This window comes from Bradyrhizobium sp. Ses1 (assembly GCF_059512365.1).
This window is the reverse complement of record NZ_JCAMOQ010000011.1, coordinates 56,457-79,652: the sequence shown is the minus strand read 5'-3', so window position 1 is coordinate 79,652 and position 23,196 is coordinate 56,457. Positions and strand designations below refer to the sequence as shown.

Sequence of the window (23,196 nt, the reverse complement as noted above, 5' to 3'; positions counted from 1 at the left end):
TGGGAAATCGCGGCCTGATGGACTTGCGCTCCAAGCTCCGATTGAGGCACTCAGGAGGACGGGCGAATCTGCGCGCCTTCACCGCCGACGGGCAGCTTCAGTCAATGACCGCCGAGACCGATCACAACCAGGCTGCCGAGCCGTTCGTGGCCCACGAACCGGCGCGGCGGAGCGGCAGCATTGTTCTGGTGCTGCTGGTGGCGGCCGGCCTCGTCGCGGTGGCGGTCGCGCTGATGACGATCGGCCGCGGCCAGGCACAGCCCTATATCCTTGGCGTGCTGGCGCTGCTCGCCATGGTCGGGCTGTTCAGCCTTTTCGCCTTTGCCGCCGGAATCGTCCGTTTCTCCGACCGTTCCACCGACGACCCCGTGATGGGCCGGATCGCCAACCACGCCTATGACGGGCTGGCGGTCACGGATTCGCACGGACAGGTGGTCTATTCCAACGCCGCCTATCTCGCGCTGACGGGGGCCTCGAGCCCGCAGGAGGTGCGGCCGGTCGAGCGCGTCTTCATCGGCAATCCGGATGTCTCCGAGGCCGTGTTCCGCCTGCTCAAGGCCGCGCGCGAAGGCAAGCGGCAGCAGGAGGAGGTCCGTATCGCCGGCCATGATGGCCTCCAGGGGCGGTGGCTCAGGATGCGGGTGCGCCCGCTCGGCCAGAGCAAGCGCGAACAGAAATATGCGGTGTGGTCGATCGCCGACATCACCCGCGACCGCGAGCGCCAGGAGGACGTGTTCAAGGAACTGCAACACGCGATCGAATATCTCGATCACGCGCCTTGCGGCTTCTTCTCGGTCACGCCGTCCGGCGAGATCGCCTATGTCAACGCGACGCTCGCGAACTGGCTCGACTACGACCTCGCCGAGATCGGCTCGGGCGGCTTGAAGCTCACCGACATCGTGTCCGGCGACGGCGCGGCGCTGCTGACCTCGATCGTGCCGGCGCCGGGTGAGGTGAAGACCGAAGTCTTCGACATCGATCTCAGGATGCGCAGCGGCAAGCCGATGCCGGTGCGGCTCTATCACAAGCTCGCCTTCGGCGCCGACGGCGCGCGCGGGGCCTCGCGCACGCTCGTCATCAGCCGCGCCCGCGACGAGCATCACGATCCCGAACGCGCCGCCGAAGTGCGCTTCATGCGCTTCTTCGACCATACGCCGATGGCGATCGCGACCGTCGACCGCGGCGGCAATGTCGTGCGCGCCAATGCGCGCTATGCCAAGCTGGCGCAAGGCCTGAGTGCGGATGGTGCTGCCACCAAGTCGATCTTCCGCGCGGTCAATCCGCGCGACCGCAGCCTGGTGATCGCGGCGATCAACCAGGCCGCCGAGGGCAGGGGCGACATCGCGCCGGTCGAGGTCATGCTCGACGGCGCCAAGGAACGCTGGGGCCACTTCTTCATCACTGCGGTGGAGGAGGACGAGCGCGATGCCGAGGCCGCGATCGTCTACATGCTCGAGACCACCGAGCGGCGCACGCTGGAAAACCAGATCAATCAGTCGCAGAAGATGGATATGGTCGGCCAACTGGCCGGCGGCATTGCGCACGATTTCAACAACGTGCTGTCAGCCATCATGATGGCGAACGATTTCCTGCTGAACGCACACAAGCCGACCGATCCGTCGTTCCAGGACATCATGCAGATCAAGCAGAACGCGACCCGCGCGGCGACGCTGGTGCGGCAACTGCTCGCCTTCTCGCGCCGCCAGACGCTGCGGCCGCAGGTGCTGGATCTCGGCGACGCACTATCCGACCTGACCATGCTGCTGCGCCGGCTGATCGGCGAGAAGGTGAAACTCGACCTCGTGCACGGGCGCGACCTCTGGCCGGTGAAGGTCGACGTCTCCCAGTTCGAGCAGGTGGTCGTCAACCTCGCCGTCAACGCGCGCGATGCGATGCCTGATGGCGGCAAGCTGATCATCAAGACCCAGAACGTGGCGGCGGAGGAAGCGGGCCAGCTCGCCTACAAGGGCCTGCCGGCGGCGGACTATGTGCGGATCGACATCACCGATACCGGCACCGGCATTCCGCTTGAGATCATCGACAAGATCTTCGAGCCGTTCTTCTCGACCAAGGAGGTCGGCAAAGGCACGGGGCTCGGCCTGTCGACGGTCTACGGCATCGTCAAGCAGACCGGCGGCTTCGTATATGTCGATTCCACGCCTGGCGAGGGCACCACGTTCCGCATCTTCCTGCCGCGCCACCGGCCCGAGCAGGAGGCCGCATCGGAGCCGCAGCCGACCAACGGCGCCAAGGAGGCTGCAGCCGAGCCGCCCAAGCCAAAACCCGACCTGACGGGGCAGGGTACGATCCTCTTGGTCGAAGACGAGGATGGTCTGCGTTCACTGAACGCCCGCGGCTTGCGTTCGCGCGGCTACAGCGTGATCGAGGCGTCCAACGGCGTCGAGGCGATGGAAGCCTTCGACGAGAAGAATGGCGAGATCGACCTCGTCGTCTCCGACGTGGTGATGCCCGAGATGGATGGCCCGACGCTCTTGAAGGAGATGCGCAGCCGCAATCCGGATCTGAAGATCATCTTCGTCTCCGGCTATGCCGAGGATGCGTTCGAGAAGAGCCTGCCGGAGAACCAGCAGTTCGCCTTCCTGCCAAAGCCCTTCACGCTGACGCAGCTCGTCGCTGCCGTGAAGGAGACGATGACGCTGTAATAACGTCATCGCCAGGGGAGGCGACGAAGCAACCTGCCCTCCGTGGTGGCAGTCTGCAGCGCCTCGCTCCGGTCGCAATGACAGGGTTAAGAAGCCGCTAAAACCCGTGAAAAGACGGGCTTTTGTCACATCCCCGCGACTGAGGGCCGCAGTGGTTGTTCCCGTTTACGGCTTCCCTTTTGGGCGGCCGTGCCCATCTTAGTGTCACTTTCCCCATTTCGGGGATTCAAGGAAACACAGATGAATTTCACGCAACACACGCGCGGAATTGTTCGGGCTATCGCGGTCGCGATCGCGCTGGCGCTGCCCCTCACGGCTATCAGCATCTCGGCGGCCGACGCCCGCGCCGGCGGCGGCTTCGGCTCCGGTTCCCGCGGCTCGCGGAGCTTTTCCGCGCCGCCCAGCACCAACACGGCGCCCGGCGCGACGCAACCGTTCAACCGCACCTATAGCCAGCCTGGCACCGGCATGAACTCGCCGGCCGCGAATTCGGGCGGCCTGTTCAACCGGGGCGGCATGGGCCGCGGCCTGCTCGGCGGCCTCGCCGCGGGCTTCCTCGGCGCCGGCCTGTTCGGCCTCTTGTTCGGTGGTGGCCTACTCTCCGGCCTCGGCGGCCTGACGTCGATCCTCGGCCTGTTGCTGCAGATCGGCCTGATCGTGCTGGTGGTGCGGCTCGCGATGTCGTGGTGGCAGCGCCGCCAGACACCGGCCGCCGCCTATGCCGGCGGACCGACACCTGCACCCGGCGTGGGCCCGCAGCCGAATTATCGCTCGGGCATGGGTTTCGGCCTCGGATCGTCCAACGCACCTCTGGAAATCGCGCCGGCCGACTATGAGGCCTTCGAGCGCCTGCTCGGCGAGGTCCAGGCTGCATGGTCAAATGAGGATGTCGGCAAGCTGCACTCGCTCGCGACGCCCGAAATGGTCTCCTACTTCTCCAAGGACCTGGAGGAGAACAAGGCTCGCAACGTCGTCAACAAGGTGACGAATGTGAAACTGCTGCAGGGCGATCTTGCCGAAGCCTGGCGCGAGGGCGAGTCCGATTACGCCACCGTGGCGATGCGGTTCTCGCTGGTCGACCAGACGCTCGACCGCACCACCAGCCGGCCGGTCGCCGGCAGCGAGCAGCCGCAGGAAGTGACGGAGGTCTGGACCTTCGTGCGCCGGCGCGGCAGCGACTGGGAACTCTCGGCGATCCAGCAGGCGAACTGATCGTCCGCTAGATAACGTAACATCGAGGCGCTGCGGTTCATTCCGCAGCGCCTTTTGCTTTGCGCGATTCATTTTCGCGGTCACAGCATCGGAATAATCAGTGCCGCTACGGGTTGATGTCGGAAGCCAAGAACAATCAGGAGGAGCAAATGAATATGCGTGCCATCATCGCGCCGACGTGTTTCGCACTTGCCGCTTTCGCGCTGCAACCGGCGCAGGCGCAGTCGGCCAATGCGAGCTTCTTCCTGACCAGCAACGGCATCGGCAATGGCGGCAATCTCGGTGGGCTTGCGGGCGCTGACAATCATTGCCAGACGCTGGCGCAGGCGGCGGGCTTCGGCGCGCCGAAAACCTGGCACGCCTATCTGTCGACACAGGCGGCCGACGGCCAGCCGGCCGTGAACGCGCGCGACCGCATCGGGAAAGGGCCGTGGCAGAATGTGAAGGGGGTGGTGGTCGCCAAGGATGTCGCCGACCTCCACAGCGCCGGCAACAATCTCACCAAGCAGACCGCGCTTTCTGAAAAAGGCGAGGTCATCAATGGCCGCGGCGACACGCCGAACCGTCACGACGTGCTGACCGGCTCGCAAGCGGACGGCACGGCGTTTGCCGCCAGCGAGGATCGCACCTGCAAGAACTGGACAAGCAGCACGCAGGGCACCGCCATCGTCGGCCATTCCGACCGCATCGGCCTGCGCGACGACGAGCCATCGAAGTCCTGGAACTCATCGCATCCTTCGCGCGGCCCCGACGGTGGCTGCTCGCAGGCTGACTTGAAGAGCACCGGCGGCGACGGCTTGCTGTACTGCTTCGCCGTGAACTGAAGTCCATGCCGCCAATCCCGGCCGCCTGGAGCGTGATCCGATTCCATCCAATCAGATCATGCGCCAGCGCGTGATGTCTCTTGGCTGAATCAGTCTCGCCGCAAGTTCACCTCTCCCGTAGGGAGAGGTCGCGCCGAAGGAGCGGGTGAGGGGGTGCGGCCCCTCGATAGAGCAAATCCACTCACCCGGCGTTACACGCCGACCTCTCCCTACGGGAGAGGTGAAGGGACGCAGCGCCATCGCGGACACGATTCGACCTCATCGCACCATGCTCCAGCAAGCGCTCAGGCGGCCTTCTTGGTGGCTATTTTCTTCGCGACTTTCTTCTTTGCTACCTTCTTGGGAGCTGTTTTCTTCTTCGCCACATAGGCCGCGACTTTCTTCGACGAATGGCCTACGGCAGCGACCGCGGCCTTCAACTTGGCCGGTGTGACTTTGAACTTCTTGGACCAGTAGCGCACTTCATAGGGCTCGCTAACCGCAATCCGCGCACGGTCCGCGGCGAGGTGCTTCTGCTCCTTGAAGTAGGCTTCCACCTTCTTGGCGGAATGTCCGACTTTCTTGACGGCGGATTTCAGCTCGGCCGGCGTGACCTTGAACTTTTTTGACCAGTAGGCGACCTCATAAGCTTCGTCCAACGCGATCCGCGCGCGATCACCAGCGCCGCGCTTCTTCTTGCTATCCGCCATCAATATTCTCCTGTCCGATCGGGAATCGGATGTTCCAAGGTCGGAACAGGTTAACATCGTCGCGCGTTTGCAAACAATTGCGATCACGGGGCAACAGAGCGCCGGCCACAGGAGTGTGGTGTTGTCATGAGCTTGTCACTGGGGAGGCATCGTCCATGCGCTATCAGCTCTACTACTGGCCCGATATCCAGGGCCGCGGCGAATATGTGCGACTCGCGCTGGAGGATGCGGGTGCTGATTATGACGATGTGGCGCGTGGCGCAGGCGGCACAAGCGCGATGATGGCGATGATGGAAGCGGGCAAGGGCACACCGCCCTTCGCGCCGCCGTTCCTCAAAGCCGGCAAGCTCGTGATCGGGCAGACTGCGAATATCCTGTTCTTTCTCGGCGCGCGCCATGGCCTGGCGCCGAAGGCCGAAGCGGCACGGCTTTGGGTGCATCAAATGCAGCTCACGATTGCCGATCTCGTGCTGGAAGTTCACGACACCCATCACCCGCTCGGGCCTAGCCTTTATTACGAGGACCAGAAGGCGCCGGCGAAGAAGCGCACCGCGGAATTCTGGAAGGAGCGGGTGCCGAAATATCTTGGCTATTTCGAAGATATTGTGGAGGCAAATGGCGGTGCTTACGTCAGCGGCCGCCGCCTGACCTATGTCGATCTGTCGCTGTTTCAGATCGTGGAGGGCCTCCGTTATGCCTTCCCGAAGCACATGCAGGCGTTCGAGGAGAACATTCCCCGCCTGGTCGAATTGCGCGATCGCGTCGCCGAGCGGCCGAACATCAAGACCTATCTGGCAAGCGAGCGGCGGATTCCGTTCAACGAGCAGGGCATCTTCCGCCGGTACAAGGAACTGGATCTTTGAAGCGTCGCTCTATCCGCTCGTCATGGCCGGGCTTGACCCGGCCATCCACGGTTTCGGTTGAACGTGGATGCCCGGGACAAGCCCGGGCATGACGGTGCATGAAACGACATCAACTGTTCTTGCCGTCGAACGGCGTCATCGCGAGCTTCGACAACTCGATGCCGTCGATGCAGCTCACGTTCAGCGCCACCACATCAGTGCCGTCGGGCTTCTTGCCGTAGGCAAACACCTCGGCGCCGCAGTCGATGCAGAATTGATGGCGGATGGCGTGCCGGTTGAAGAGATATTCCTTCAAGTTCTCCTCGCCGGCGCGGAGCTGAAAACTCCTCGGCGGCAGGAAGGCGAAATGCAGGCCCTTCTTGGTGCAGATCGAGCAGTTGCAATTGGTCACCATGGCAAGATCGGAGGTGCATTCGAAACGCACCTGTCCGCAATGGCACCCGCCGGTATAGGTTTTGCTGTCAGGCATCGTTCTTCCTCACCGCATCCCGGGGAAAGCATGATAACGCAACGGCTCGGTCCGGTCAGCAGGTCGCGGAAGCGCTATTCGTCCTTGCCGCGGGTGATCGCGATCGATGCCTCGGTCTTGGTGCGCGTGCAGTCCATGTTGAGGCGGCGGAAGCGCATGCTGACCTTGTCGCCGCGCAACAGGCCCATGCGCTTCAGGCAGCGCGTGGCGCCGGTCGTGGTGTCGTCCTTCGGCACGGTGAAGATGATCGCCGCCGCCGAGCTGACCAGTTGATAGAATTCCGGCTTCGGCTTCCGGTCGCCCTTGGCATAGAGCTCGATGGAGTAGCTCCTGCCGCGGCAGCCGAGCGACAATTCCCTGGTCGCGGGATGGGTCAGATAGACGATGTTGGCGGCCTTGAAGTTGACCTTGAGGCCGTCGATCTGGCTGGCGAGCTGCTTGGCGATGTCATCGCATTGGTCGGCGTGTGCCGGCAATGCGGCGAGGGCGGAGAAAAGCCCCAGCACGGCGGCGAGCGCTGCGCCTCGAAGACGCAATACGAGTGTTCTGGTCACGGATGCCCCCCCCTGCCGGCATGGAAAACCACACTGGTTCAATGCAGGGTCGAGCGGGTTGCGTCAATATGCGGGGGCCAGCCCTGCGCGAAACCGCAGGTGCCCCGGATCGCTGGCTAGCGTTCCCACGCCTTTCCTTTACGGCAAAAATGCTTAGAACGGCTCTAGATGCCGGGCCGACGTTCCCGGCCCCAACCCGAGATCATGCCCATGAACGCTCCCACCGCTTTCCCCGACCAGTCCAAGCCTGTTCCGCCCTACAAGCACACGCCGTTGTTCCCGCTGGGGCAGGACACGACGCCGTACAAGAAGGTCACGGCGGAAGGCGTGCGGGTCGAGAAGGTGCTGGGACGGGACATGCTGGTGGTGTCGCGCGAGGCGCTGCGGGCGCTATCGGAGGCCGCCTTCGGCGAGATCAACCATTACCTGCGGCCGGGGCACCTCAAGCAGCTTCGCAATATCCTCGACGACAAGGAAGCCAGCGACAACGACAAGTTCGTGGCGTTCGATTTCCTCAAGAACGCCAATATCGCCGCCGGCGGCGTGCTGCCGATGTGCCAGGACACCGGCACCGCGATCATCATGGGCAAGAAGGGTTGCAACGTCATCACCGAGGGCGATGACGAGGCGGCGCTGTCGGAAGGCGCGCGCGACGCTTACTTGCGACGCAATTTGCGCTATTCGCAGGTGGCGCCGCTGTCGATGTATGAGGAGAAGAACACCGCCAACAACATGCCGGCGCAGTGCGAGATCTACGCCGAGGGCGATGATGCCTACAAGTTCATGTTCATGGCCAAAGGCGGCGGCAGCGCCAACAAGAGCTTCCTGTTCCAGGCGACGCCGTCGGTGCTGACCAAGGATCGGCTGCTGGCATTCCTGAAGGAGAAGATCCTCACGCTCGGCACCGCGGCGTGCCCGCCTTATCATCTCGCGATCGTGATCGGCGGCACCTCGGCCGAACTTTGCATGAAGACGGTGAAGCTCGCCTCCGCCCGCTATCTCGACGCGCTGCCGACGCACGGCTCGCCCGACGGCAACGCCTTCCGCGATCTGGAGATGGAGCAGGAAATCCACAAGATGACGCAAAGCTTGGGCGTCGGCGCGCAGTTCGGCGGCAAGTATTTCTGCCACGACGTGCGCGTGATCCGGCTGCCGCGCCACGGCGCCTCATTGCCGATCGGGCTCGGCGTGTCCTGCTCGGCGGACCGCCAGGTGCTCGGCAAGATCACCAAGGACGGCGTCTATCTGGAGGAGCTCGAGCATAACCCCGCGCAGTATCTGCCGCAGGTCGAGCAGTCGCTTGGCGGCGACGTCGTCAAGATCGATCTCAATCAGCCGATGAAGGATATCCTGGCTACGCTCTCAAAGCATCCGATCAAGACGCGCGTATCGATGACCGGCACCATGATCGTCGCACGTGACTCCGCGCACGCCAAATTGCGCGAGCGGCTGGAGAAGGGCGAGCCGCTGCCGGATTACTTCAAGAACCATCCGGTCTATTACGCCGGTCCGGCCAAGACGCCTGATGGCTACGCGTCCGGCGCGTTCGGTCCGACCACGGCCGGGCGCATGGACTCCTTCGTAGACCAGTTCCAGGCCGCCGGCGGCTCGATGGTGATGGTGGCGAAAGGCAACCGCGCGCCGGCGGTGCGCGAAGCCTGCAAGAAGCACGGAGGCTTCTATCTCGGCTCGATCGGTGGCGCCGCGGCGAACCTCGCCGAGCACTGCATCAAGAAGGTCGAGGTGGTCGAATATCCCGAGCTCGGCATGGAAGCGATCTGGCGCATCGAGGTCGTGGATTTTCCAGCCTTCATCATCATCGATGACAAGGGCAACGACTTCTTCAAGGAGTTGAACTTGGGTTGAGGAGGCGTAGCCTCACGATGTGTCATGGCCGGGCTTGACCCGGCCATCCATCGTTCAAAGGAGATGGATACGCGGGTCAAGCCCGCGTATGACGACTGAGTTTGCAGCAAATGCCGCGCCAATAATGGCGCCGCTTTACGCCCTTGTCCCCGTGAACGGGAAGCTGCCCATCGGGCCGATGCCCATTTCGCCGGCGATGCTGTCGCCCGTCACCTTTCCGGTGAATTCGAGCGTGAGCGGCATCGGGTTGGTGATGGAAACCTTCCAGGCGACATCGTCGCCGTTGGCGGTGCCGTCGAAGATCTCGGCCGAGCTGCCTTCGGCGCCCTGCGTGCCCGTGAGCGTGCCGCCCGAGTTCTTCAGCGACAGGGTCGCCTGACGATCGCCCATCGGCGTGCTCATGGTGAGATTCCAGTTTCCGTCCACCGCCATGCCTGTCTCCCCGAGGTTCAATGGTGAAGCTTGGTCGGCGGGTATAGCCTATCTGCGCGCGCAAGCCCAACGCTGTATTTCCGCCCTGCGATGATTAAGCGCGGGCGGCGGCGCGCAAGCGGCTCGTCACAATGATGCGGAAGAGGACGTATTGGATCGCGAAGGCGGCGATCTTCAAGCCGGCGGCTACCACCGTCACATAGGTCGCCCACAGCTTGATGTCGCCGGTCGCGGCCACCGCGATGGTGCCGGCGCCGATCGCGAACATCAGTGCCGCCCAGGCATAGCCGGCGAGGGTGACATATTCCGGAATGGTCTGCACCACGATCGGCGGCATGTAGCGCAGCATCCAGCCGCGCTTGAGCATGATCGCGCCGATCGCGAAATGCGCAATCGCCGGCTTTGCCAGCACGAAGCGCAGATCGTGGGTGAGCAGGGTGGCGCTGCCGAGCACGATCACCAGCGCCAGGCTCGCCCAGGTCATGAAGCCGAGCGTCTCGCCCTTGATGCGGGAATGCACCACCTGTGCGATCGCGCCGGCAATCGCGATCCCCGTCGCGAGCAGAACGTTATCGGTGGCGAAATAGACCGCCAGGAACACGATGGTCGAGAAGAAGTCGGAGGCGAGCCTTGCGAAGACGTCCTTCATCGTGGTGTCCTTCCAGCGATACTCAGTTCGCAGTGGGCAACGCATTGACCGGATGGGCACCGTATTTCGTCATCCGGTAATGCGGGTACCACTTGGTGAAGAAGACGGCACTATTGCGCGCGGCGAACGCAATCAGAAGCCCGCTCCACAGCGGCAGGCTCGGCATGTAGACGATGGCGATGTTGCCGACCATCATCAGCAGCGCCGCGATGGTCCAGGCCCAGGTGATGACGTAGTTGACGCGCAGGAAGCCGGGTTGCTGCACTGTGTTGGCGTCGACCACTTCGCGCGCATATTGCAACGTGAAGGGACGGCGGGCCAGGATCGAGCCGAGCGAAACCACGAAGATGCCAGTGTCGACGGCGAACCTCACCGACGCGGTGCCGAGGTGCTGATCGACGAAGGCGACATAGAGGCCGATTGCAGCGAAGGTGGTCACCGAGCCGACGCCGAGGATCTTGATCGAGAGGCCACGCATCACGTCGAATGCGATGACCGCGAGGCAGATCGCCGCGGCGGCAAACAGGCTGGCCGTCGCCGACGTCACCAGCAGCAGGGCTGCGAAAGCACCATAGGGGGCGAGGATGAGGAAAATCGTCATGGCCGCCTCTCTGTGCTAATCTTGACAATGTAAAGATAAACTAGAGGTGTCCTGAGAAGGAGTCAAACGAAATCTTTACAGTGTCAAAATAAAGGCGAGGTCGAATAAGTCGGAATGATTTCAGTCGTTTAGGGCAACATCATCCCGGGGCGCGCGTTAACGCGAACCCGGAATCTCGAGCCCACAACCTCCAAATTCCGGGTTCATCGCGTTGCGATGCCCGGAATGACGGGAGAGCGGGCGCGCGGGCTCAATTCGCGCCGACCCAATTGCCGTGGAAGCCATCGGGTACGCGGTGGCCGAGATGGACCAGTGCGATCGGGCCGGCCTGGACGTCGCGCGCGTTGAACACGGCGAGGTCGCTGCGATTTTCCCGGGCGCGCCAGACCACTGCGAGCAGCCAGCCGTCGCCCTCGGGCGCATCGCTCCCGCGCTCGACGAACACCGGCTCCGAGATGGTGTCGCCGGCGGGCAGCAGATAGTGGTCGCGGCGCTTGCCCGTGCCATCGACGTGCACGATGCCGGAGAGCGCGCCGAACATCGGCAGTGCAGGATTGGCGCAGGCGTACCAGCCATGGGCGAAAGCATAGCCGGCATGGCGATCGTCGATGCGCGGGAATTCGCCGGTGAGGTCGTCGAGATAGGTTTGCGTGAAACGGTCGGTATTGCCGGCGAGATCGAAGGTCCAGCGGCAATAGCGCGCGCGGTTCTTCTTCGGGTCCGTCGGCGAGCCGTCCGGATGGTTGAACAGTGGCGCTTCCTCGAACTGCATGACGTCGGCGATGATGTGGCTGCCTTCCTCCCAGGCGTTCACGACGTGGAAGACGTAGCAGCTCTCGGCGCGGAACCAGGTGATGTCCTGCGCGGAGGCGCTCCGCTTCATCACGCCGACATAGGCGCCTTTCTCGGGCTCCCAGGCATATGGCGCTTTCCCCCTCATCGCCCGCTCCATGCTGCCGGTGACCGGCAGGATCGGAAACAGCAGATGGTTCTCCGTGACGATGAAGTCGTGCACCATGCTGGCATAGGGCGATTCAAAACGCTCGAAGCGTGTGACCACACCGGACGAATTGACCGAGCCGAAGGAAAGGGCAGGGGTCAGAGGGCCCGCGGCGTTGTAGCCGAAGAATACGAGCTCACCGGTCTTCGGGTCGATCTTGGGATGCGCGGTGAAGGGGCCCTGGATGGCGCCGTTATAATCGCAATAACCTGTTCGCTTCAGTGTGCCGGGCTCGATCTCGGTCGGCAGATGGCCTTCCTCGAGCGCGAGCAAGCGGCCGGCATGGAAGATGATGTTGGTGTTGGCGACGCCGCCGTCAGTGGTGGTCGCCGGCGGCGCATCCGGAAGCTTGCGGCCGAAGCCGCCGAACAATGCGCGGCCGGCGTCATGCTCGGCCTGCCATTTCGGCGTCCGCACCCAGCGATTGCGATAGCTGGCGCGGCCGTTCTCGAGGTGGAAGGCGTGCAGCATGCCGTCGCCGACGAACCAATGTGCGCCGGGGGACTCGAATTGCGGATTGGGCCCGTTCCGATAGAGCGTGCCGTTAAGCTCACGTGGCAGCTCGCCCGATATTTTCAGTAACGGCGCATCCGCTTCAAAAGGGATCGGCGCCAGGTTGGTCCGCGGTGTCTCAGCGATCGTCTGATCAAGCATCGTCACTCCCTCCATGTTATCTTTACGTTGTAAAGATACCGATACAGGTGGCGCTGCCGACCGTCAAGCAAAATCTTTACAGTGTCAAAATTGCGACATATAAGGATTCGTATGACGAGATTGTCGAGAGAAAACAAGGCGAAGGCGTCACCGCCGAGAACGCGGAAGACGACGAAACAAGCGGCCGCGAGGCCGGCGCGCCGGCAGCGCAGGTCGGGCGAGGCGCCCTATCATCATGGCGCGCTGCACGAGGCGCTGTTGACGGCGGCAGAGCGCGTGCTCGAGCGCGACGGGCTGGCGGGGCTGACCTTGCGCGCGGTGGCGCGCGAGGCCGGCGTTTCGCATGCCGCGCCGACGCATCATTTCGGCGATCTGGCTGGCCTGCTCAGCGAGCTCGCCGCCATCGGCTTCCGCCAGTTCAACGATGCGATGCGCGCCGCCGTCGCAGGCGGCGCCACCATCGCGGAGAAGGGGCTAGCGCGCGCAAAGGCCTATATCGCCTATGCGCAGGCGCATCCGGGCATGTACGGCCTGATGTTCCGCACCGAGCGGCTCGACATGTCCAGACCCTCGCTGCACGAGGCCGCAAGCGCCGCCTTCGGCGGCCTTGCCGGTGCGGTCGGCGAAAGCCGCCACGAGCATATCGAGGAGCAGAAGCTGTCGCTCGACCAGGCTGCTGCGATCGTGCGTGCCTGGTCGCTGGTGCACGGCTTCACCACGCTGCTGCTTGACGGCCGCCTGTCCGACGTCCTGAAGCGGCTGCCCGAGGGCACATCGGCCGAGACATTGCTGGATGCGATGCTGCACAGTTCGGCCTTCCGTCCACCGGCCAACTAAAAATGGTTGAGATTGGTTGGTTTACCCACCGCGCGGCAGTCTTTTGGTGCCGTCGACGTGTAGCTGCTGTTGAATGTTTGGGCGTTTGAGAATGGTCAAGACTGCCGGCCAGCAGGATGGCGACTACGCATGCATTATGACAAGCTTCATCATGCAAGCCTTCATAGCGGAACCGCGATGAGATGGTGATCTCATCTCCTTGTTTGAGCGTGATCTTTTCGGAGAGCCGCTTCCCACTTGACCGGATCATGCTTTATTCAGACGCGTTCATTGTGGGCAAGCTTCAACGGCAAGCGCGAAACACCTGACAGCGGCGCTGAATTGTCCTAGAAGAGCGGCTCCGCACAGCCGTCGCTCGTGCGAAGCGTCCGTTCATTCAACATTACCATGCCCTCGATATCGCCCAATAAACCCTATCGCGTCGGCCGTTCCCGCACCGGACTCGGCCTTTTCGCCACCAAGCCGATCAAGAAGGGTAGCAGGATCATCCGCTATTTCGGGCCGCTCCTGGATTCCAAGAAGAAGGAAGAGGACGAGATCGAGAACAAATATCTGTTCGAGCTCACCAACCGGTGGACCATCGACGGCTCGATCCGCGAAAACGTCGCCCGCTATATCAATCATTCCTGCAAGCCGAATTCGGAATCCGACGTCAAGCCGCGCAAGCGCAAGATCTATATCCGCGCCATCAAGAACATCGAGCCCGGCGAGGAGATCAACTACGACTACGGCACCGATTATTTCAAAGCCTATCTGAAGCCGATCGGCTGCAAGTGCGATTCCTGCGAGAAGAAACGCAAGAAGAAGCGCGCCGAGGCGCGGGCGGAACGGCTCAGGCTAAAGGAGAAAGCCGAGCGCAAGGCGAAGCGGAAGGCCGAGAAGGTCGCCAAGGAAAAGACCAAAGCTCAAGACAAAGCCAAAGAAAAGGCGAAAAAGAAGAACGGCAAGGCCAACGGCAAGTATCTGAACGGCTCGGGCCGCCCCAAGCCTGCCGGCAAGAAGGTGGTCGCCGGAAAGCGCAAGAGCTCAGCGACGGCGCTACACGCCTAGATTGGCTTGACCGCCTTTGGCCGCGCCGGATAGGCGCATTCGGCGAGCGTCGTTGCATCGAGCTCGCGCAAGAAGGCTTCGCGCGCCGCGGCCAGTCTTCCCTTCAGGCGGCAGCGCGGCGTCAGCACGCAGGCGCCGCCATCCTCACGAAAACATTCGACCAGCGCCTGGTCGTTCTCCAGCGCGCGCACGACCTCGCCGAGCGTGATCGCCTGCGGCGGTCGCGCCAGCGCAAAACCGCCGCCAGCCCCGCGCTGGGTGGTGATGAAGCCGCTGTCCGCAAGGTTCCGCACGATCTTGGCCAGGTGATTGCGCGAAATGCCGAATTCGGCCGCGATCTCGGTGGTCGCAAACGAGCGCGTCGGCTCGCCCGCGAGCCGCATCAGGGCGCGCAGGGCGAAATCGGTGAACAGAGTGAGGCGCATGGGAGCCCCGCAAAAATCCGGTTTTGCGAACCTGCCATACTGCCCTAAATGGGTATTTAGAATACCTATTTGAGGAGAGCTGGCATGACAGGGGCAGAGCGGCGCGAGCAGATCACGGCCGAAATCGTCGCCAAGACCGGTATCACCGAGGCCATGATCGAGCACCTCGTGCACGGCTTCTACGCCAAGGTCCGCGCCGATGCGGTGCTTGGGCCGGTGTTCGAAGCACGCATCCGGGATTGGGGGCCGCATCTGTCGCAAATGTGCGCATTCTGGTCGTCGGTCGCGCTGATGACCGGCCGCTATCACGGCACGCCGATGGCAAAACACCTGCCGCTGCCGGTCGACGCCGATCATTTTGACCGCTGGCTCGAATTGTTCGAACAGACCGCCCGCGAACTCTGTCCGCAGGAGGCGGCCGCGCATTTCATCGAGCGCGCGCAGCGGATCGCTGCCAGCCTCGAACTCGGCATCGCCGGCGCTCAGGGCGTGATGCTCGGCAAGGGCGAGCGGTTTCGGCGCGGCGAGGAGGGAGCGGCGCAATAACACACGAACGCCGTGACAAGACCGCAAGATCGGTCGAGCGCGTCATGTCTGTGTGCGCATAGCTGGCGCTGCCACGGAGGACAGAACGATGAAGGCGGCGCTTCAAGACTACCATGCCCGGATGCAGCGGGTGCTGGATCACATAGACCGGCATCTGGACGACGATCTGGACCTGGATGCACTTTGCAGCGTCGCAGCCTACTCGAAATATCATTTCCACCGGCAGTTCACGGCGACCTTCGGGCTGTCCGTGCATCGCTATATCCAGCTCGCCCGCATGAAGCGCGCTTCATACCGGCTAGCCTACAGCGATGCCCAAAGCGTCACGGACATAGCGATGGATGCCGGTTACGATGCACCGGACGCCTTCGCCCGCGCCTTTCGGCGACGGTTCGGGCAATCGCCTTCGTCGTTCCGGCAGTCTCCCGACTGGGAGCCGTGGCTTGCGGCCTTCGGGCCTCTCGACAACGCAAGGAGCAAGCTCATGCAGAAGACTTTTACCACTGACGACGTCACGATTCGCGATGTGCCCCCCATGCCGGTGGCGATCATGGAGCATCGGGGCGACCCGGCGACGCTCGGCGCCACCATCCAGCGGTTCATCGCGTGGCGCAAGGCCGCTGGCCTGCACCCCAAGACAAGTGCGACCTTCAATGTCTGGCATTCCGAGCGGCGTCCTGCGTCGCCTGCCGATTATAGCGTGGACCTTTGTGTCGGGACCGACCAACCGATCGAGGCGAGCGGTGAGCAGATCAAAGCCGGCGAGATCCCTGGCGGACGCTGTGCGGTGCTGCGCGTCGTTGGCAACACCGACAATCTCGAGCCCGCCGCGCTCTACCTTTATCGCGACTGGCTTCCGGCCAGCGGCGAGGAAGCACGCGACTTCCCGATCTATTGCCAGCGGCTGAGCTTCTTCCCGGAGGTGCCGGAGCATGAGGCGGTCGCGGAACTATTTTTGCCTCTGAAATAGCGCCCTCTGACGGCGGCCTGTCCCTTCCGATCGCAAGAAACGGACAGGCCGCTATCCACCCAATCTCGGTCTTTATGGTTCACGGCCTAGACCTTCTCGGCGTGATCCATCGCCATTTGCTCGCGTTGCGCGGCCTGTTCCAGATTGCCAATCAGGCGCTGGAGCAGATCAATCAACATTTTGATTTCACCGTCGCTCATGCCCGCAACGGCCATTTCATTGCCGGCGTCCACGGCTGCATCGATCTCGGGAAGTATTCCGAGCGCCTTGCGCGTTATTGAGATCAGGCTACTGCGGCCGTCATCGGGATCGGGGCTGCGCTTGATCATGCCGTCGCGTTCGAGCCGCGACAGGAGCTGAGCCATGCTCGGCTGCTCGATCCGGGCACATAGCGCCAGGTCCTTCTGGGAGAGCTTTTGTCCTGCCCTCAACATGTTGAGAACGGGGAAGCCGGCAACGCCGATTCCCAACGGCCGGAACTTGGCATCCGCCAGGCGGAGGAGCAATCTCGCCGCCCTGTTGATGAGATGGCCCGGCCGCTCGTGTAGCTCCCATTTTCGCATCGTCATTTTCTCTTGCATAGGGTCCTATACAAATATATAGGCTCCTATATGTAACCTGGATGCAGCCCGAAGAGTAGGCCATGATCGCAATTGTGGGCGGGGGAATGGGCGGACTTTGTCTGGCCAGCGTGCTGCATAGACATGGCATCGCGGCAGTCGTCTACGAGGCCGATCTCTCGGCCACCCTTCGTCACCAGGGTGGGATGCTCGATATTCATCAGGATACAGGCCAGGCCGCATTGCAAGCCGCGGGTCTGCTTGAGGCCTTTGCCAGCCTTACTCTGCAACATGGCGATGCCTTGCGCGTCCTGGACAAGACAGGCGGGGTGCGACTGACTGATGACGGCGATGGCTTGCGGCCGGAAATCGACCGGGGCACGTTGCGCAATCTGCTGCTGTCCTCTCTGCCGCCGGGCCTTGTTCGCTGGAATGCGCGCGTGACCGGAGTAGGTAGGGCGGATGGCGGGTTCAAATTGTCGTTCGCCGACGGCAGCGTCGCGACGGCAGACCTTTTGATCGGCGCTGATGGAGCGTGGTCAAAGGTCCGCCCGCTCGTCTCGGAAGCCGTTCCGATCTATTCGGGCATCAGCTTCGTCGAACTGCGCTATCTCGATGCCGACAAGAGACATCCGACGGCGGCCGCCCTGGTTGGCAAAGGATTCATGCTCGCGCTCTCGGACGAACGAGCCATCATCGGCCATCGGGAGCCCGATAGCGAGTTGTGTATCTACGCTGCCCTCAAGGTCGCGGCCGATTGGTCCAGACGGCCTGTTTCTCGCGACATGCTGCACCGGCACTTTCACGACTGGCATCGTGATTTTCATGAAGTGCTGGCCAACAGCGATGGCGATCTCCTGCCGAGGCCAATCTGGATGTTGCCGGAGGGACATCGCTGGCCGCGCACTCCAGGCGTGACGCTGCTCGGGGATGCCGCTCACCTGATGTCGCCCTTCGGCGGAGAGGGGGCAAATCTGGCCATGATCGATGGTGCCGACCTGGCCAGGGCCATCATCGAACATACCAACGACATCGAGCGTGCCCTTGCGATCTACGAAGCCAAGATGTTCCCACGCGCCCGGGAGAAGGCCGCCGAATCCGCCGCCAATCTCGAACTCTCGTTCGAAGCGAATGCCCCGCAGGGGATACTGGAGTTCTTTGCAAGTCACAGCTTGCAGCCTTGTTGATGATTCAGCGGAACAGCCGGCGGAGCTGACGCATGAGGCGCAATGGACAAAGCCGCTTCGCCGCTCTGGTCTCGGCGGCCTGCACCTGTGCGACGACGTAGACGCCGGTCGAGTAGACCAGCGGTTCCGGTAGCTGCAGTGAACGCGCGATCAGCGATGTCGCCAGATTGAGCAGCCATGCAATGATGTCGGCGGCGGACGGGAAGGGGCTCGGGTCGGGTCTCATGGTCATCTCCTCGTGCCCTTCGAAGATGATCCGGTCCGCGCGCCTTTTCGATTACCTCGCACGTAAGAGCTTTCGATTACCTCGGACGCAGGACAGGAGACTGTTCGAAGACGTCCTAAGATGTTCGATGGTGTTCGCACATGCTTAGAACCCTTGAAGACTAGGGGTTTTTGCGTACATTCCCGTTCGGCGCTGTTTGTTCTCATTCGCGTCCAGCCGCAGATTTTGTTGGCATTTTTGTTGGTGTCGGAAGAACAAACGTAGCGGCACAATTCCGACCTTCCGAGACGCGAGAATCGAAGCAGATGGCAAGCAATCAGGTTAGCCCGCACGCGAAGGCCGAGCAGATCAGGACCGACGTCGACTGTCGTGCCGCCAAACCGAAATTCGAGAACAGCACTTGGACGGCCACCAAGATTTCTGACGTGACAGGCGGTGGTCTTTATCTCTTCATCAAGCCGGACCTGAACAGGCCGGGCAAGGCCGCTTCCAAGCTCTGGCAGATGGCATATCGCTTTCACGGCCGACAGAAGACCTACTCCATCGGACCTTACGGCGATGGCACCGGCGGCACCGTCTCGCTCTCCACTGCACGTCAGAAGCGCGACGCCGCAAAGGCGCTGCTCGCACAAGATCCACCACTCGATCCCTCCATCGAAAAGCAATTCGAAAGACATCGTCAGGCGGCCGAACGCCCTTTCGGCGTCTGGATCGATGAATGGCTCGCAGAGAAGAAAACCGAGAAGATCAAGCGCGGTAGACTTGTCACAGTGCGCAGTCCTGAAACTATCGCGCTGCTCGAACTGTGGGCTGGCTACCTGAAGGATCGTTTCGGCAAGCTCTGTCGGAAAGACATCAAGCGCCCCGATGTTCTCGGTTTCTTTCGGGCGATGCAGGCTGAAGGCAGGCTAGAGACCCGTGACCGCGTTCACAGCATCGGTTCGCAAGTCTGCGACTACGCTGACCTCGAAGGCGATGGCTACAATCCATTCCGTTCGTGCAAGAAGCAGCTGACCGTCAACGTTTCGACGCCGCGGCCCGGCGTCACTGATCCGCAGGACGTGGTTCGCCTTTTCAGGCTGGTCATGCCGACATGGGCGAAGGCCAGATTTGGCGACCCGCTTGGTGATGCACTTCGGCTGAATGCACTGACCGTCCCGCGCCCCGGCATGATCAACAACATGGAATGGTCAGAAGTCGACTGGGATACCGAGCGGTGGACTATTCCTGCTGCTAAGATGAAGACCGGCTGGGATCATGTCGTACCCCTGTCGCGACAAGCCCTCGCTATCCTGCGGCGCGTGCGGAAAATTAATGGCAATCGGCGCTACGTGTTCGCTTGTGGCGAAGATGCACCGTTGTCCGCTCGAGCGCTTTGTTGTCGGCTGCGTACGCTCGGCATCGACACCAAGACCGAACATTGCGCACATGGCTTCCGCACGACGTTCTCGACGCTTTGCCACCATGAGGAGATCAAAGAAGCCAAGGCCTGGGATGGCGACGTCATCGAGCTGCAACTTGCGCATCTCGAAAGTGACTCGGTAAAGGCGATCTACAAACGGCACGGACCGCTGGCCCTGATCGGCTCGCGCACCAAGCTGATGCAGCATTGGGCTGACCGGATCGATGGCTTTGCCGGTTCAAAGAAAATTGTGCCGATCAAAACAATCCTTGAAACCTGCACAAGTAGCTAGAGCGCCTTGCTTCATGTACTCGGCTCAATGCGAGGGAGGGACATATGATAGGCATCGATGGAATCAGCATCGATCATGGTCTGGCCCTCCATTTTGTAGGCGATGATCTTTCCCTTCTTGATCAGCTTGTAGGCCTTGGTTCGGCCGAAACCGCCTCGCTCCAACGCCTTTTTCAACGGAATTAGATTGCGTTTTTGGCGGCGCTCACCCGTCATCGCCTTCGATCCCTCCCACGCTTCGCTGTCCATCCCTCTCCGCCGCTGAGATGGGGTCAACGTCGGCGGTCTCGTATAGCTAACGGCGGCGTGTTTTCGGAACAGCGCGCGCCTGACATCCGACTTTGTGAATTTGGTTCTCGACACGAGGTTGAACGCAAGATGGAAACGAGTGGCAGGGAGGAAGGCGGCTGCGTCAATTCATTCAATCATGGGCTTCATTCGTCTCTCCAGTGAAAGCCAAGAAAGAATCAAGCATTATGGGACAGCTGAAAGAGCCAAGAATGATTTTGGGCCAGCGAGATCGGAGGAGGACACACGGATCATTTTCCGGTGAGTGGCTTTTCGCGCCATCTTTTTGGGTGACCAACTTTGCTGAACGCGTGCCAAGCTGTCGCCTTTATTGCTTCGGTTAGCTCAAGTTTCGCGCTGACGCATCAGGGCGAAAGTACAGTCCTCTGAACGAGATAGAAGACGCCCGTTGCAGGACGTGTGCACCGGCAGATTAGCAAGGAGCTGCACTCGGAAAATGTGAAGCAGTCACATCTTACGTCCTGCATCAGCCTGTACTGCATCAGATTGCGCGAAAGTTGCCGGCGCGGATAGCACGGAAAGAGTGTCCCACACGTTGATCTGCAGACCGTTGGGCCACACTTCAGCAAACCGGGTAACCATCGCAGTATATACGTCGGTCAAGGCCCAGACGCTCCGAGAGCGCGGCGTCATCGCCCCAGCAACCAACGATCGATGCCGAGCACAGCGTGCCCTTGTCTTGGAAGCGAGGTCGAAGCGTGCTTGTTTTCTTGATCTGAGACTCGCTGATTCTGAGGCTGACGCTTCACCTGGGCACAGGCGCCGCAACCACATCCCGATCAGAGGAAACTTCGGAATCTGGCGAGTTTGGTGATGTGATCGGCTGACAAGACTTCCGTTATGAGCGGAGGCTGTGGCGCGGTGTGGATTTGGTAAAGATGACGTGTGGCCTCAGGCTTGGTCATAAACTCTCCTATGCAGTCGTCCAGCGTGCCTTCCGCCAGTAGATAGGTGCTTCTGTCTGCACGACGTTCATTGTTTATGGAGGGCCATTTGCGATGCATCGCGGGCGCATCGAATCGAATGTGAATGTCCTCCGCGTCCGTCATCTCTGTACTCGATCCTTCAACGCGCCTGCTCTGTCCTCTGAAGAGCCGGGAAGTGGCCTCATTGCGTCATGATGCGCCATCACACTGTCACCTTTGCCGAAGCCGCGTCGAGTTCTTCGCAAACGGCGCAAAGCGGCCGCGCTCACTGATCAGCGTTCGCTCGCAGGCAGCAACCCCGCTAACGCCTTGGCTTCCGATTTGAGAGCATCGATTGCCGCCTTGCGGGCACCGGCATTGAAGCGAGTCCTGATCGCTGACACTGAAAGGGCGCCCCTCAGTTCGCCGTGTACGTCAATCAACGGCACGGCCGCCGCAGCGACCTCCGGGTCCCGCTCTCCGATCGAAACATAAAAGCCTCGGTCGCGGATTTTCTTCCCTTCGACGTTCGCTGGCTCGCGGTATACAGTGAGAATTCGCCCGGCGGCGCCCCGATCAATGGGCAATCGCTGACCTTCTTCGAGATGATGTCGAACTGAACGTGGAGAATTGACGCGGTAAAGACAGATACGTTCGTCCTTATCTGCAACATAAAAGGATGCAGTTTCTCCAGTTGCCTCGACCAGTCGACGAAGCGATGGCCGGATGACTTCGCCAAGATCAAGGCTGCGCTGATAAAGCGCCCCAAGACGCCACAACTCCGGTCCTGGTCGAAACAACCGGTCCGCGCCGCGGACGAGAAAGCGGTCAGCCTCCAACGAAGAGGCCAACCGCAGCACTGTGCTCTTGTAGAGGTCCGCCGTCTCCGCGATCTGCGTCAGTGTCATCGCAGTACGCTCCGCGTTGAAACTTTTCAGGATCGCGAGCGCTCTGCTGACCGCGTCAACTCCTGTCTTGCTCATTTCTGCTCCGGTTCTGTACAGCAGAACAACTATCAGATTTAGGGGGCCAGAATTCACTTTAGAAAACGAAGAAAGCGGTTCTGTAGCTCAGAATGATGGACTTTTCTCCTAAGTAGGACTATGGTTTGTACGTAACGGACCAGTTCTGAGGCGTGAAATAAGGCTAGCCGTTGACTTGCGCGAGGTGTCGATCCGCTGAGACTGATTGGTGGCTCGGCGGATGGCGTCTGGGGTTCTATGATCCCACGATCCAGATGCAGGCGCAGGGGAAGGAGATCTCGTGCGTCTTCCTGCCGCAACAACATACCCGGCGTTCTTCTCGGGGTGCGCAGCCATGTTGCCGCCAACATGCCAATATGACGAGCGGCGCCGAGCTCGAGGGCCTGAAGCTCGGCATCACGGCTTCTGGTTGCTGGACGGACAGAATGGCGCGCCGTTGCATCGAGAAGTCAGGATTGGGGCCGCGCGACGTCAACAGCAACGCAGTCGGGAGCGATGCGCCGGACATGGTTGCGCTCTGACCAAAAAACGTCGAGGCGCTGGTCTGTTTCGATCGCATTGCGACCCTGCTCTCGAGGAAGATTGCCGCCAATTCGCTGTTCGATGCGCACATCGTCGAAGCCGCCAAGAGTGCCTTTGGTCGGATCGACCTGAGCGCCTGTCGCGGCCTGCAGCAATCTTCATCGACAAGAATCCCGAAACCGTGCAGCGCTTGGTCAATGCCTTGCTGAAGAGCCACCGCTGGATCAACTCTGTATCAACGGAGCAATTCGTTGGCGCGGTCCCGGCCGGGTACAAAACTGATCGCGAGGTGAACATCGACATCCCCAAAGCGTGGAAGGCAATGTTTTTCCAGACCAGCCTAATGGACGCCCAAGCGCCCAAGGTACCCCCGGATGCGTTGAGCGGCTTCTACCCTAGGATCACCGCGGCAAAGGTCGACCTCAGCAAAACCCTCACCAATCGCTTCGCTGGCGTGCGGCCCAGCAGTTGAACTAACAACGGCAGGCGCCGAACATACCACAAAGA

The 23,196-nt window shown here is 61.6% G+C and carries 25 protein-coding genes; 12 read left to right on the top strand and 13 right to left on the bottom strand.

Going from position 1 to position 23,196, the window contains the following annotated elements; genetic code table 11:
* The first annotated feature begins 104 nt into the window (after positions 1 to 104).
* The 3 genes from cckA (at position 105) to AC5ZG5_RS15570 (ending at position 4,699) form a co-directional block, all read left to right on the top strand.
* A complete protein-coding gene (cckA, locus tag AC5ZG5_RS15580) occupies positions 105 to 2,663 on the top strand; it encodes a cell cycle histidine kinase CckA (RefSeq protein ID WP_456643348.1) in 2,559 nt (852 codons plus the stop codon).
* Between the two features lie 240 nt (positions 2,664 to 2,903).
* The gene (locus AC5ZG5_RS15575) at positions 2,904 to 3,875 is read left to right on the top strand and encodes a Tim44 domain-containing protein (RefSeq protein ID WP_456643347.1); all 972 of its coding nucleotides are present in this window, start codon (positions 2,904 to 2,906) and stop codon (positions 3,873 to 3,875) included.
* A 155-nt stretch (positions 3,876 to 4,030) separates the two neighbouring features.
* Positions 4,031 to 4,699: a lectin gene (locus tag AC5ZG5_RS15570; protein ID WP_456643413.1), complete on the top strand. Its 669-nt coding sequence runs from the start codon at positions 4,031 to 4,033 to the stop codon at positions 4,697 to 4,699.
* A 284-nt stretch (positions 4,700 to 4,983) separates the two neighbouring features.
* Here the strand turns inward: AC5ZG5_RS15570 and AC5ZG5_RS15565 are convergent, their stop codons facing one another.
* Positions 4,984 to 5,388, bottom strand: a complete 405-nt coding sequence (locus AC5ZG5_RS15565) for a DUF3606 domain-containing protein (protein ID WP_456643346.1) — start codon at positions 5,386 to 5,388, stop codon at positions 4,984 to 4,986.
* A 155-nt stretch (positions 5,389 to 5,543) separates the two neighbouring features.
* Here AC5ZG5_RS15565 and AC5ZG5_RS15560 point away from each other — a divergent pair, with 155 nt between their 5' ends.
* Positions 5,544 to 6,251, top strand: coding sequence for a glutathione S-transferase (locus tag AC5ZG5_RS15560; protein WP_130231073.1), 708 nt, complete (start codon positions 5,544 to 5,546; stop codon positions 6,249 to 6,251).
* Between the two features lie 109 nt (positions 6,252 to 6,360).
* Here the strand turns inward: AC5ZG5_RS15560 and AC5ZG5_RS15555 are convergent, their stop codons facing one another.
* Together AC5ZG5_RS15555 and AC5ZG5_RS15550 are read right to left on the bottom strand one after the other, a co-directional pair.
* On the bottom strand, positions 6,361 to 6,720 hold the full coding sequence (locus AC5ZG5_RS15555; RefSeq protein WP_028163537.1) for a GFA family protein: 360 nt from the start codon (positions 6,718 to 6,720) through the stop codon (positions 6,361 to 6,363).
* Positions 6,721 to 6,794: 74 nt separating this feature from the next.
* Positions 6,795 to 7,274: a hypothetical protein gene (locus AC5ZG5_RS15550; RefSeq protein ID WP_456643345.1), complete on the bottom strand. Its 480-nt coding sequence runs from the start codon at positions 7,272 to 7,274 to the stop codon at positions 6,795 to 6,797.
* A gap of 210 nt (positions 7,275 to 7,484) precedes the next feature.
* Here AC5ZG5_RS15550 and AC5ZG5_RS15545 point away from each other — a divergent pair, with 210 nt between their 5' ends.
* Entirely contained in the window at positions 7,485 to 9,140 is a 1,656-nt protein-coding gene (locus AC5ZG5_RS15545; RefSeq protein ID WP_456643344.1) for a fumarate hydratase, read from the top strand.
* 135 nt (positions 9,141 to 9,275) lie between these two features.
* On the opposite strand, the gene AC5ZG5_RS15540 is transcribed toward AC5ZG5_RS15545, so the two are convergent.
* The 4 genes from AC5ZG5_RS15540 to AC5ZG5_RS15525 all read right to left on the bottom strand — a co-directional run bounded on the left by AC5ZG5_RS15540 (position 9,276) and on the right by AC5ZG5_RS15525 (position 12,476).
* Positions 9,276 to 9,572, bottom strand: a complete 297-nt coding sequence (locus AC5ZG5_RS15540) for a hypothetical protein (protein ID WP_028163534.1) — start codon at positions 9,570 to 9,572, stop codon at positions 9,276 to 9,278.
* 94 nt (positions 9,573 to 9,666) lie between these two features.
* The gene (locus AC5ZG5_RS15535) at positions 9,667 to 10,221 is read right to left on the bottom strand and encodes an inner membrane-spanning protein YciB (protein WP_456643343.1); all 555 of its coding nucleotides are present in this window, start codon (positions 10,219 to 10,221) and stop codon (positions 9,667 to 9,669) included.
* 22 nt (positions 10,222 to 10,243) lie between these two features.
* Positions 10,244 to 10,822, bottom strand: coding sequence for a hypothetical protein (locus AC5ZG5_RS15530; protein ID WP_456643342.1), 579 nt, complete (start codon positions 10,820 to 10,822; stop codon positions 10,244 to 10,246).
* Between the two features lie 250 nt (positions 10,823 to 11,072).
* Positions 11,073 to 12,476, bottom strand: a complete 1,404-nt coding sequence (locus AC5ZG5_RS15525) for a carotenoid oxygenase family protein (protein WP_456643341.1) — start codon at positions 12,474 to 12,476, stop codon at positions 11,073 to 11,075.
* Positions 12,477 to 12,587: 111 nt separating this feature from the next.
* Here AC5ZG5_RS15525 and AC5ZG5_RS15520 point away from each other — a divergent pair, with 111 nt between their 5' ends.
* Both AC5ZG5_RS15520 and AC5ZG5_RS15515 read left to right on the top strand, forming a co-directional pair.
* Positions 12,588 to 13,313 (top strand): TetR/AcrR family transcriptional regulator, encoded by a 726-nt coding sequence (locus AC5ZG5_RS15520; protein ID WP_456643340.1) that lies wholly within the window; start codon positions 12,588 to 12,590, stop codon positions 13,311 to 13,313.
* Positions 13,314 to 13,700: 387 nt separating this feature from the next.
* Positions 13,701 to 14,363, top strand: a complete 663-nt coding sequence (locus AC5ZG5_RS15515) for an SET domain-containing protein (protein WP_456643339.1) — start codon at positions 13,701 to 13,703, stop codon at positions 14,361 to 14,363.
* Here the strand turns inward: AC5ZG5_RS15515 and AC5ZG5_RS15510 are convergent.
* Positions 14,360 to 14,788: an RrF2 family transcriptional regulator gene (locus AC5ZG5_RS15510; RefSeq protein WP_456643338.1), complete on the bottom strand. Its 429-nt coding sequence runs from the start codon at positions 14,786 to 14,788 to the stop codon at positions 14,360 to 14,362. The two genes, AC5ZG5_RS15515 and AC5ZG5_RS15510, sit on opposite strands and share 4 nt — an antisense overlap.
* 84 nt (positions 14,789 to 14,872) lie before the next feature.
* Between AC5ZG5_RS15510 and AC5ZG5_RS15505 the strand changes: the two genes are divergently transcribed.
* Positions 14,873 to 15,334, top strand: coding sequence for a group III truncated hemoglobin (locus AC5ZG5_RS15505; RefSeq protein WP_456643337.1), 462 nt, complete (start codon positions 14,873 to 14,875; stop codon positions 15,332 to 15,334).
* An 88-nt stretch (positions 15,335 to 15,422) separates the two neighbouring features.
* A complete protein-coding gene (locus AC5ZG5_RS15500; protein WP_456643336.1) occupies positions 15,423 to 16,304 on the top strand; it encodes an AraC family transcriptional regulator in 882 nt (293 codons plus the stop codon).
* 86 nt (positions 16,305 to 16,390) lie between these two features.
* Here the strand turns inward: AC5ZG5_RS15500 and AC5ZG5_RS15495 are convergent, their stop codons facing one another.
* Positions 16,391 to 16,774, bottom strand: a complete 384-nt coding sequence (locus AC5ZG5_RS15495; RefSeq protein WP_456643335.1) for a MarR family winged helix-turn-helix transcriptional regulator — start codon at positions 16,772 to 16,774, stop codon at positions 16,391 to 16,393.
* Between the two features lie 173 nt (positions 16,775 to 16,947).
* Here AC5ZG5_RS15495 and AC5ZG5_RS15490 point away from each other — a divergent pair, with 173 nt between their 5' ends.
* Positions 16,948 to 18,051 (top strand): FAD-dependent oxidoreductase, encoded by a 1,104-nt coding sequence (locus tag AC5ZG5_RS15490; RefSeq protein WP_456643334.1) that lies wholly within the window; start codon positions 16,948 to 16,950, stop codon positions 18,049 to 18,051.
* A 4-nt stretch (positions 18,052 to 18,055) separates the two neighbouring features.
* Here AC5ZG5_RS15490 and AC5ZG5_RS15485 read toward each other — a convergent pair whose 3' ends face one another.
* Positions 18,056 to 18,277, bottom strand: a complete 222-nt coding sequence (locus tag AC5ZG5_RS15485; RefSeq protein ID WP_409334853.1) for a hypothetical protein — start codon at positions 18,275 to 18,277, stop codon at positions 18,056 to 18,058.
* A gap of 305 nt (positions 18,278 to 18,582) precedes the next feature.
* On the opposite strand from AC5ZG5_RS15485, the gene AC5ZG5_RS15480 reads away from it, so the two are divergent.
* On the top strand, positions 18,583 to 19,971 hold the full coding sequence (locus AC5ZG5_RS15480) for a tyrosine-type recombinase/integrase (RefSeq protein WP_456643333.1): 1,389 nt from the start codon (positions 18,583 to 18,585) through the stop codon (positions 19,969 to 19,971).
* An 11-nt stretch (positions 19,972 to 19,982) separates the two neighbouring features.
* On the opposite strand, the gene AC5ZG5_RS15475 is transcribed toward AC5ZG5_RS15480, so the two are convergent.
* The 3 genes from AC5ZG5_RS15475 to AC5ZG5_RS15465 form a co-directional block, all read right to left on the bottom strand.
* Positions 19,983 to 20,219, bottom strand: coding sequence for a helix-turn-helix domain-containing protein (locus AC5ZG5_RS15475; protein WP_456643332.1), 237 nt, complete (start codon positions 20,217 to 20,219; stop codon positions 19,983 to 19,985).
* Positions 20,220 to 21,477: 1,258 nt separating this feature from the next.
* On the bottom strand, positions 21,478 to 22,167 hold the full coding sequence (locus AC5ZG5_RS15470) for an IclR family transcriptional regulator (RefSeq protein ID WP_456643331.1): 690 nt from the start codon (positions 22,165 to 22,167) through the stop codon (positions 21,478 to 21,480).
* A gap of 449 nt (positions 22,168 to 22,616) precedes the next feature.
* The gene (locus tag AC5ZG5_RS15465; RefSeq protein WP_456643330.1) at positions 22,617 to 22,844 is read right to left on the bottom strand and encodes a hypothetical protein; all 228 of its coding nucleotides are present in this window, start codon (positions 22,842 to 22,844) and stop codon (positions 22,617 to 22,619) included.
* Between the two features lie 26 nt (positions 22,845 to 22,870).
* On the opposite strand from AC5ZG5_RS15465, the gene AC5ZG5_RS15460 reads away from it, so the two are divergent.
* Complete coding sequence (locus AC5ZG5_RS15460; protein WP_456643329.1) at positions 22,871 to 23,161, top strand: hypothetical protein; 291 nt, start codon at positions 22,871 to 22,873, stop codon at positions 23,159 to 23,161.
* Positions 23,162 to 23,196 lie beyond the last annotated feature (35 nt).

What these genes read in the sequence shown, in the direction of transcription:
- cckA (WP_456643348.1), top strand. Translation starts at nt 105, where the DNA reads ATGACCGCCGAGACCGATCACAACCAGGCTGCCGAGCCGTTCGTGGCC.
- AC5ZG5_RS15575 (WP_456643347.1), top strand. Translation starts at nt 2,904, where the DNA reads ATGAATTTCACGCAACACACGCGCGGAATTGTTCGGGCTATCGCGGTC.
- AC5ZG5_RS15570 (WP_456643413.1), top strand. Translation starts at nt 4,031, where the DNA reads ATGCGTGCCATCATCGCGCCGACGTGTTTCGCACTTGCCGCTTTCGCG.
- AC5ZG5_RS15565 (WP_456643346.1), bottom strand. Translation starts at nt 5,388, where the DNA reads ATGGCGGATAGCAAGAAGAAGCGCGGCGCTGGTGATCGCGCGCGGATC.
- AC5ZG5_RS15560 (WP_130231073.1), top strand. Translation starts at nt 5,544, where the DNA reads ATGCGCTATCAGCTCTACTACTGGCCCGATATCCAGGGCCGCGGCGAA.
- AC5ZG5_RS15555 (WP_028163537.1), bottom strand. Translation starts at nt 6,720, where the DNA reads ATGCCTGACAGCAAAACCTATACCGGCGGGTGCCATTGCGGACAGGTG.
- AC5ZG5_RS15545 (WP_456643344.1), top strand. Translation starts at nt 7,485, where the DNA reads ATGAACGCTCCCACCGCTTTCCCCGACCAGTCCAAGCCTGTTCCGCCC.
- AC5ZG5_RS15540 (WP_028163534.1), bottom strand. Translation starts at nt 9,572, where the DNA reads ATGGCGGTGGACGGAAACTGGAATCTCACCATGAGCACGCCGATGGGC.
- AC5ZG5_RS15535 (WP_456643343.1), bottom strand. Translation starts at nt 10,221, where the DNA reads ATGAAGGACGTCTTCGCAAGGCTCGCCTCCGACTTCTTCTCGACCATC.
- AC5ZG5_RS15530 (WP_456643342.1), bottom strand. Translation starts at nt 10,822, where the DNA reads ATGACGATTTTCCTCATCCTCGCCCCCTATGGTGCTTTCGCAGCCCTG.
- AC5ZG5_RS15525 (WP_456643341.1), bottom strand. Translation starts at nt 12,476, where the DNA reads ATGCTTGATCAGACGATCGCTGAGACACCGCGGACCAACCTGGCGCCG.
- AC5ZG5_RS15520 (WP_456643340.1), top strand. Translation starts at nt 12,588, where the DNA reads ATGACGAGATTGTCGAGAGAAAACAAGGCGAAGGCGTCACCGCCGAGA.
- AC5ZG5_RS15515 (WP_456643339.1), top strand. Translation starts at nt 13,701, where the DNA reads ATGCCCTCGATATCGCCCAATAAACCCTATCGCGTCGGCCGTTCCCGC.
- AC5ZG5_RS15510 (WP_456643338.1), bottom strand. Translation starts at nt 14,788, where the DNA reads ATGCGCCTCACTCTGTTCACCGATTTCGCCCTGCGCGCCCTGATGCGG.
- AC5ZG5_RS15505 (WP_456643337.1), top strand. Translation starts at nt 14,873, where the DNA reads ATGACAGGGGCAGAGCGGCGCGAGCAGATCACGGCCGAAATCGTCGCC.
- AC5ZG5_RS15500 (WP_456643336.1), top strand. Translation starts at nt 15,423, where the DNA reads ATGAAGGCGGCGCTTCAAGACTACCATGCCCGGATGCAGCGGGTGCTG.
- AC5ZG5_RS15490 (WP_456643334.1), top strand. Translation starts at nt 16,948, where the DNA reads ATGATCGCAATTGTGGGCGGGGGAATGGGCGGACTTTGTCTGGCCAGC.
- AC5ZG5_RS15485 (WP_409334853.1), bottom strand. Translation starts at nt 18,277, where the DNA reads ATGAGACCCGACCCGAGCCCCTTCCCGTCCGCCGCCGACATCATTGCA.
- AC5ZG5_RS15480 (WP_456643333.1), top strand. Translation starts at nt 18,583, where the DNA reads ATGGCAAGCAATCAGGTTAGCCCGCACGCGAAGGCCGAGCAGATCAGG.
- AC5ZG5_RS15475 (WP_456643332.1), bottom strand. Translation starts at nt 20,219, where the DNA reads ATGGACAGCGAAGCGTGGGAGGGATCGAAGGCGATGACGGGTGAGCGC.
- AC5ZG5_RS15470 (WP_456643331.1), bottom strand. Translation starts at nt 22,167, where the DNA reads ATGAGCAAGACAGGAGTTGACGCGGTCAGCAGAGCGCTCGCGATCCTG.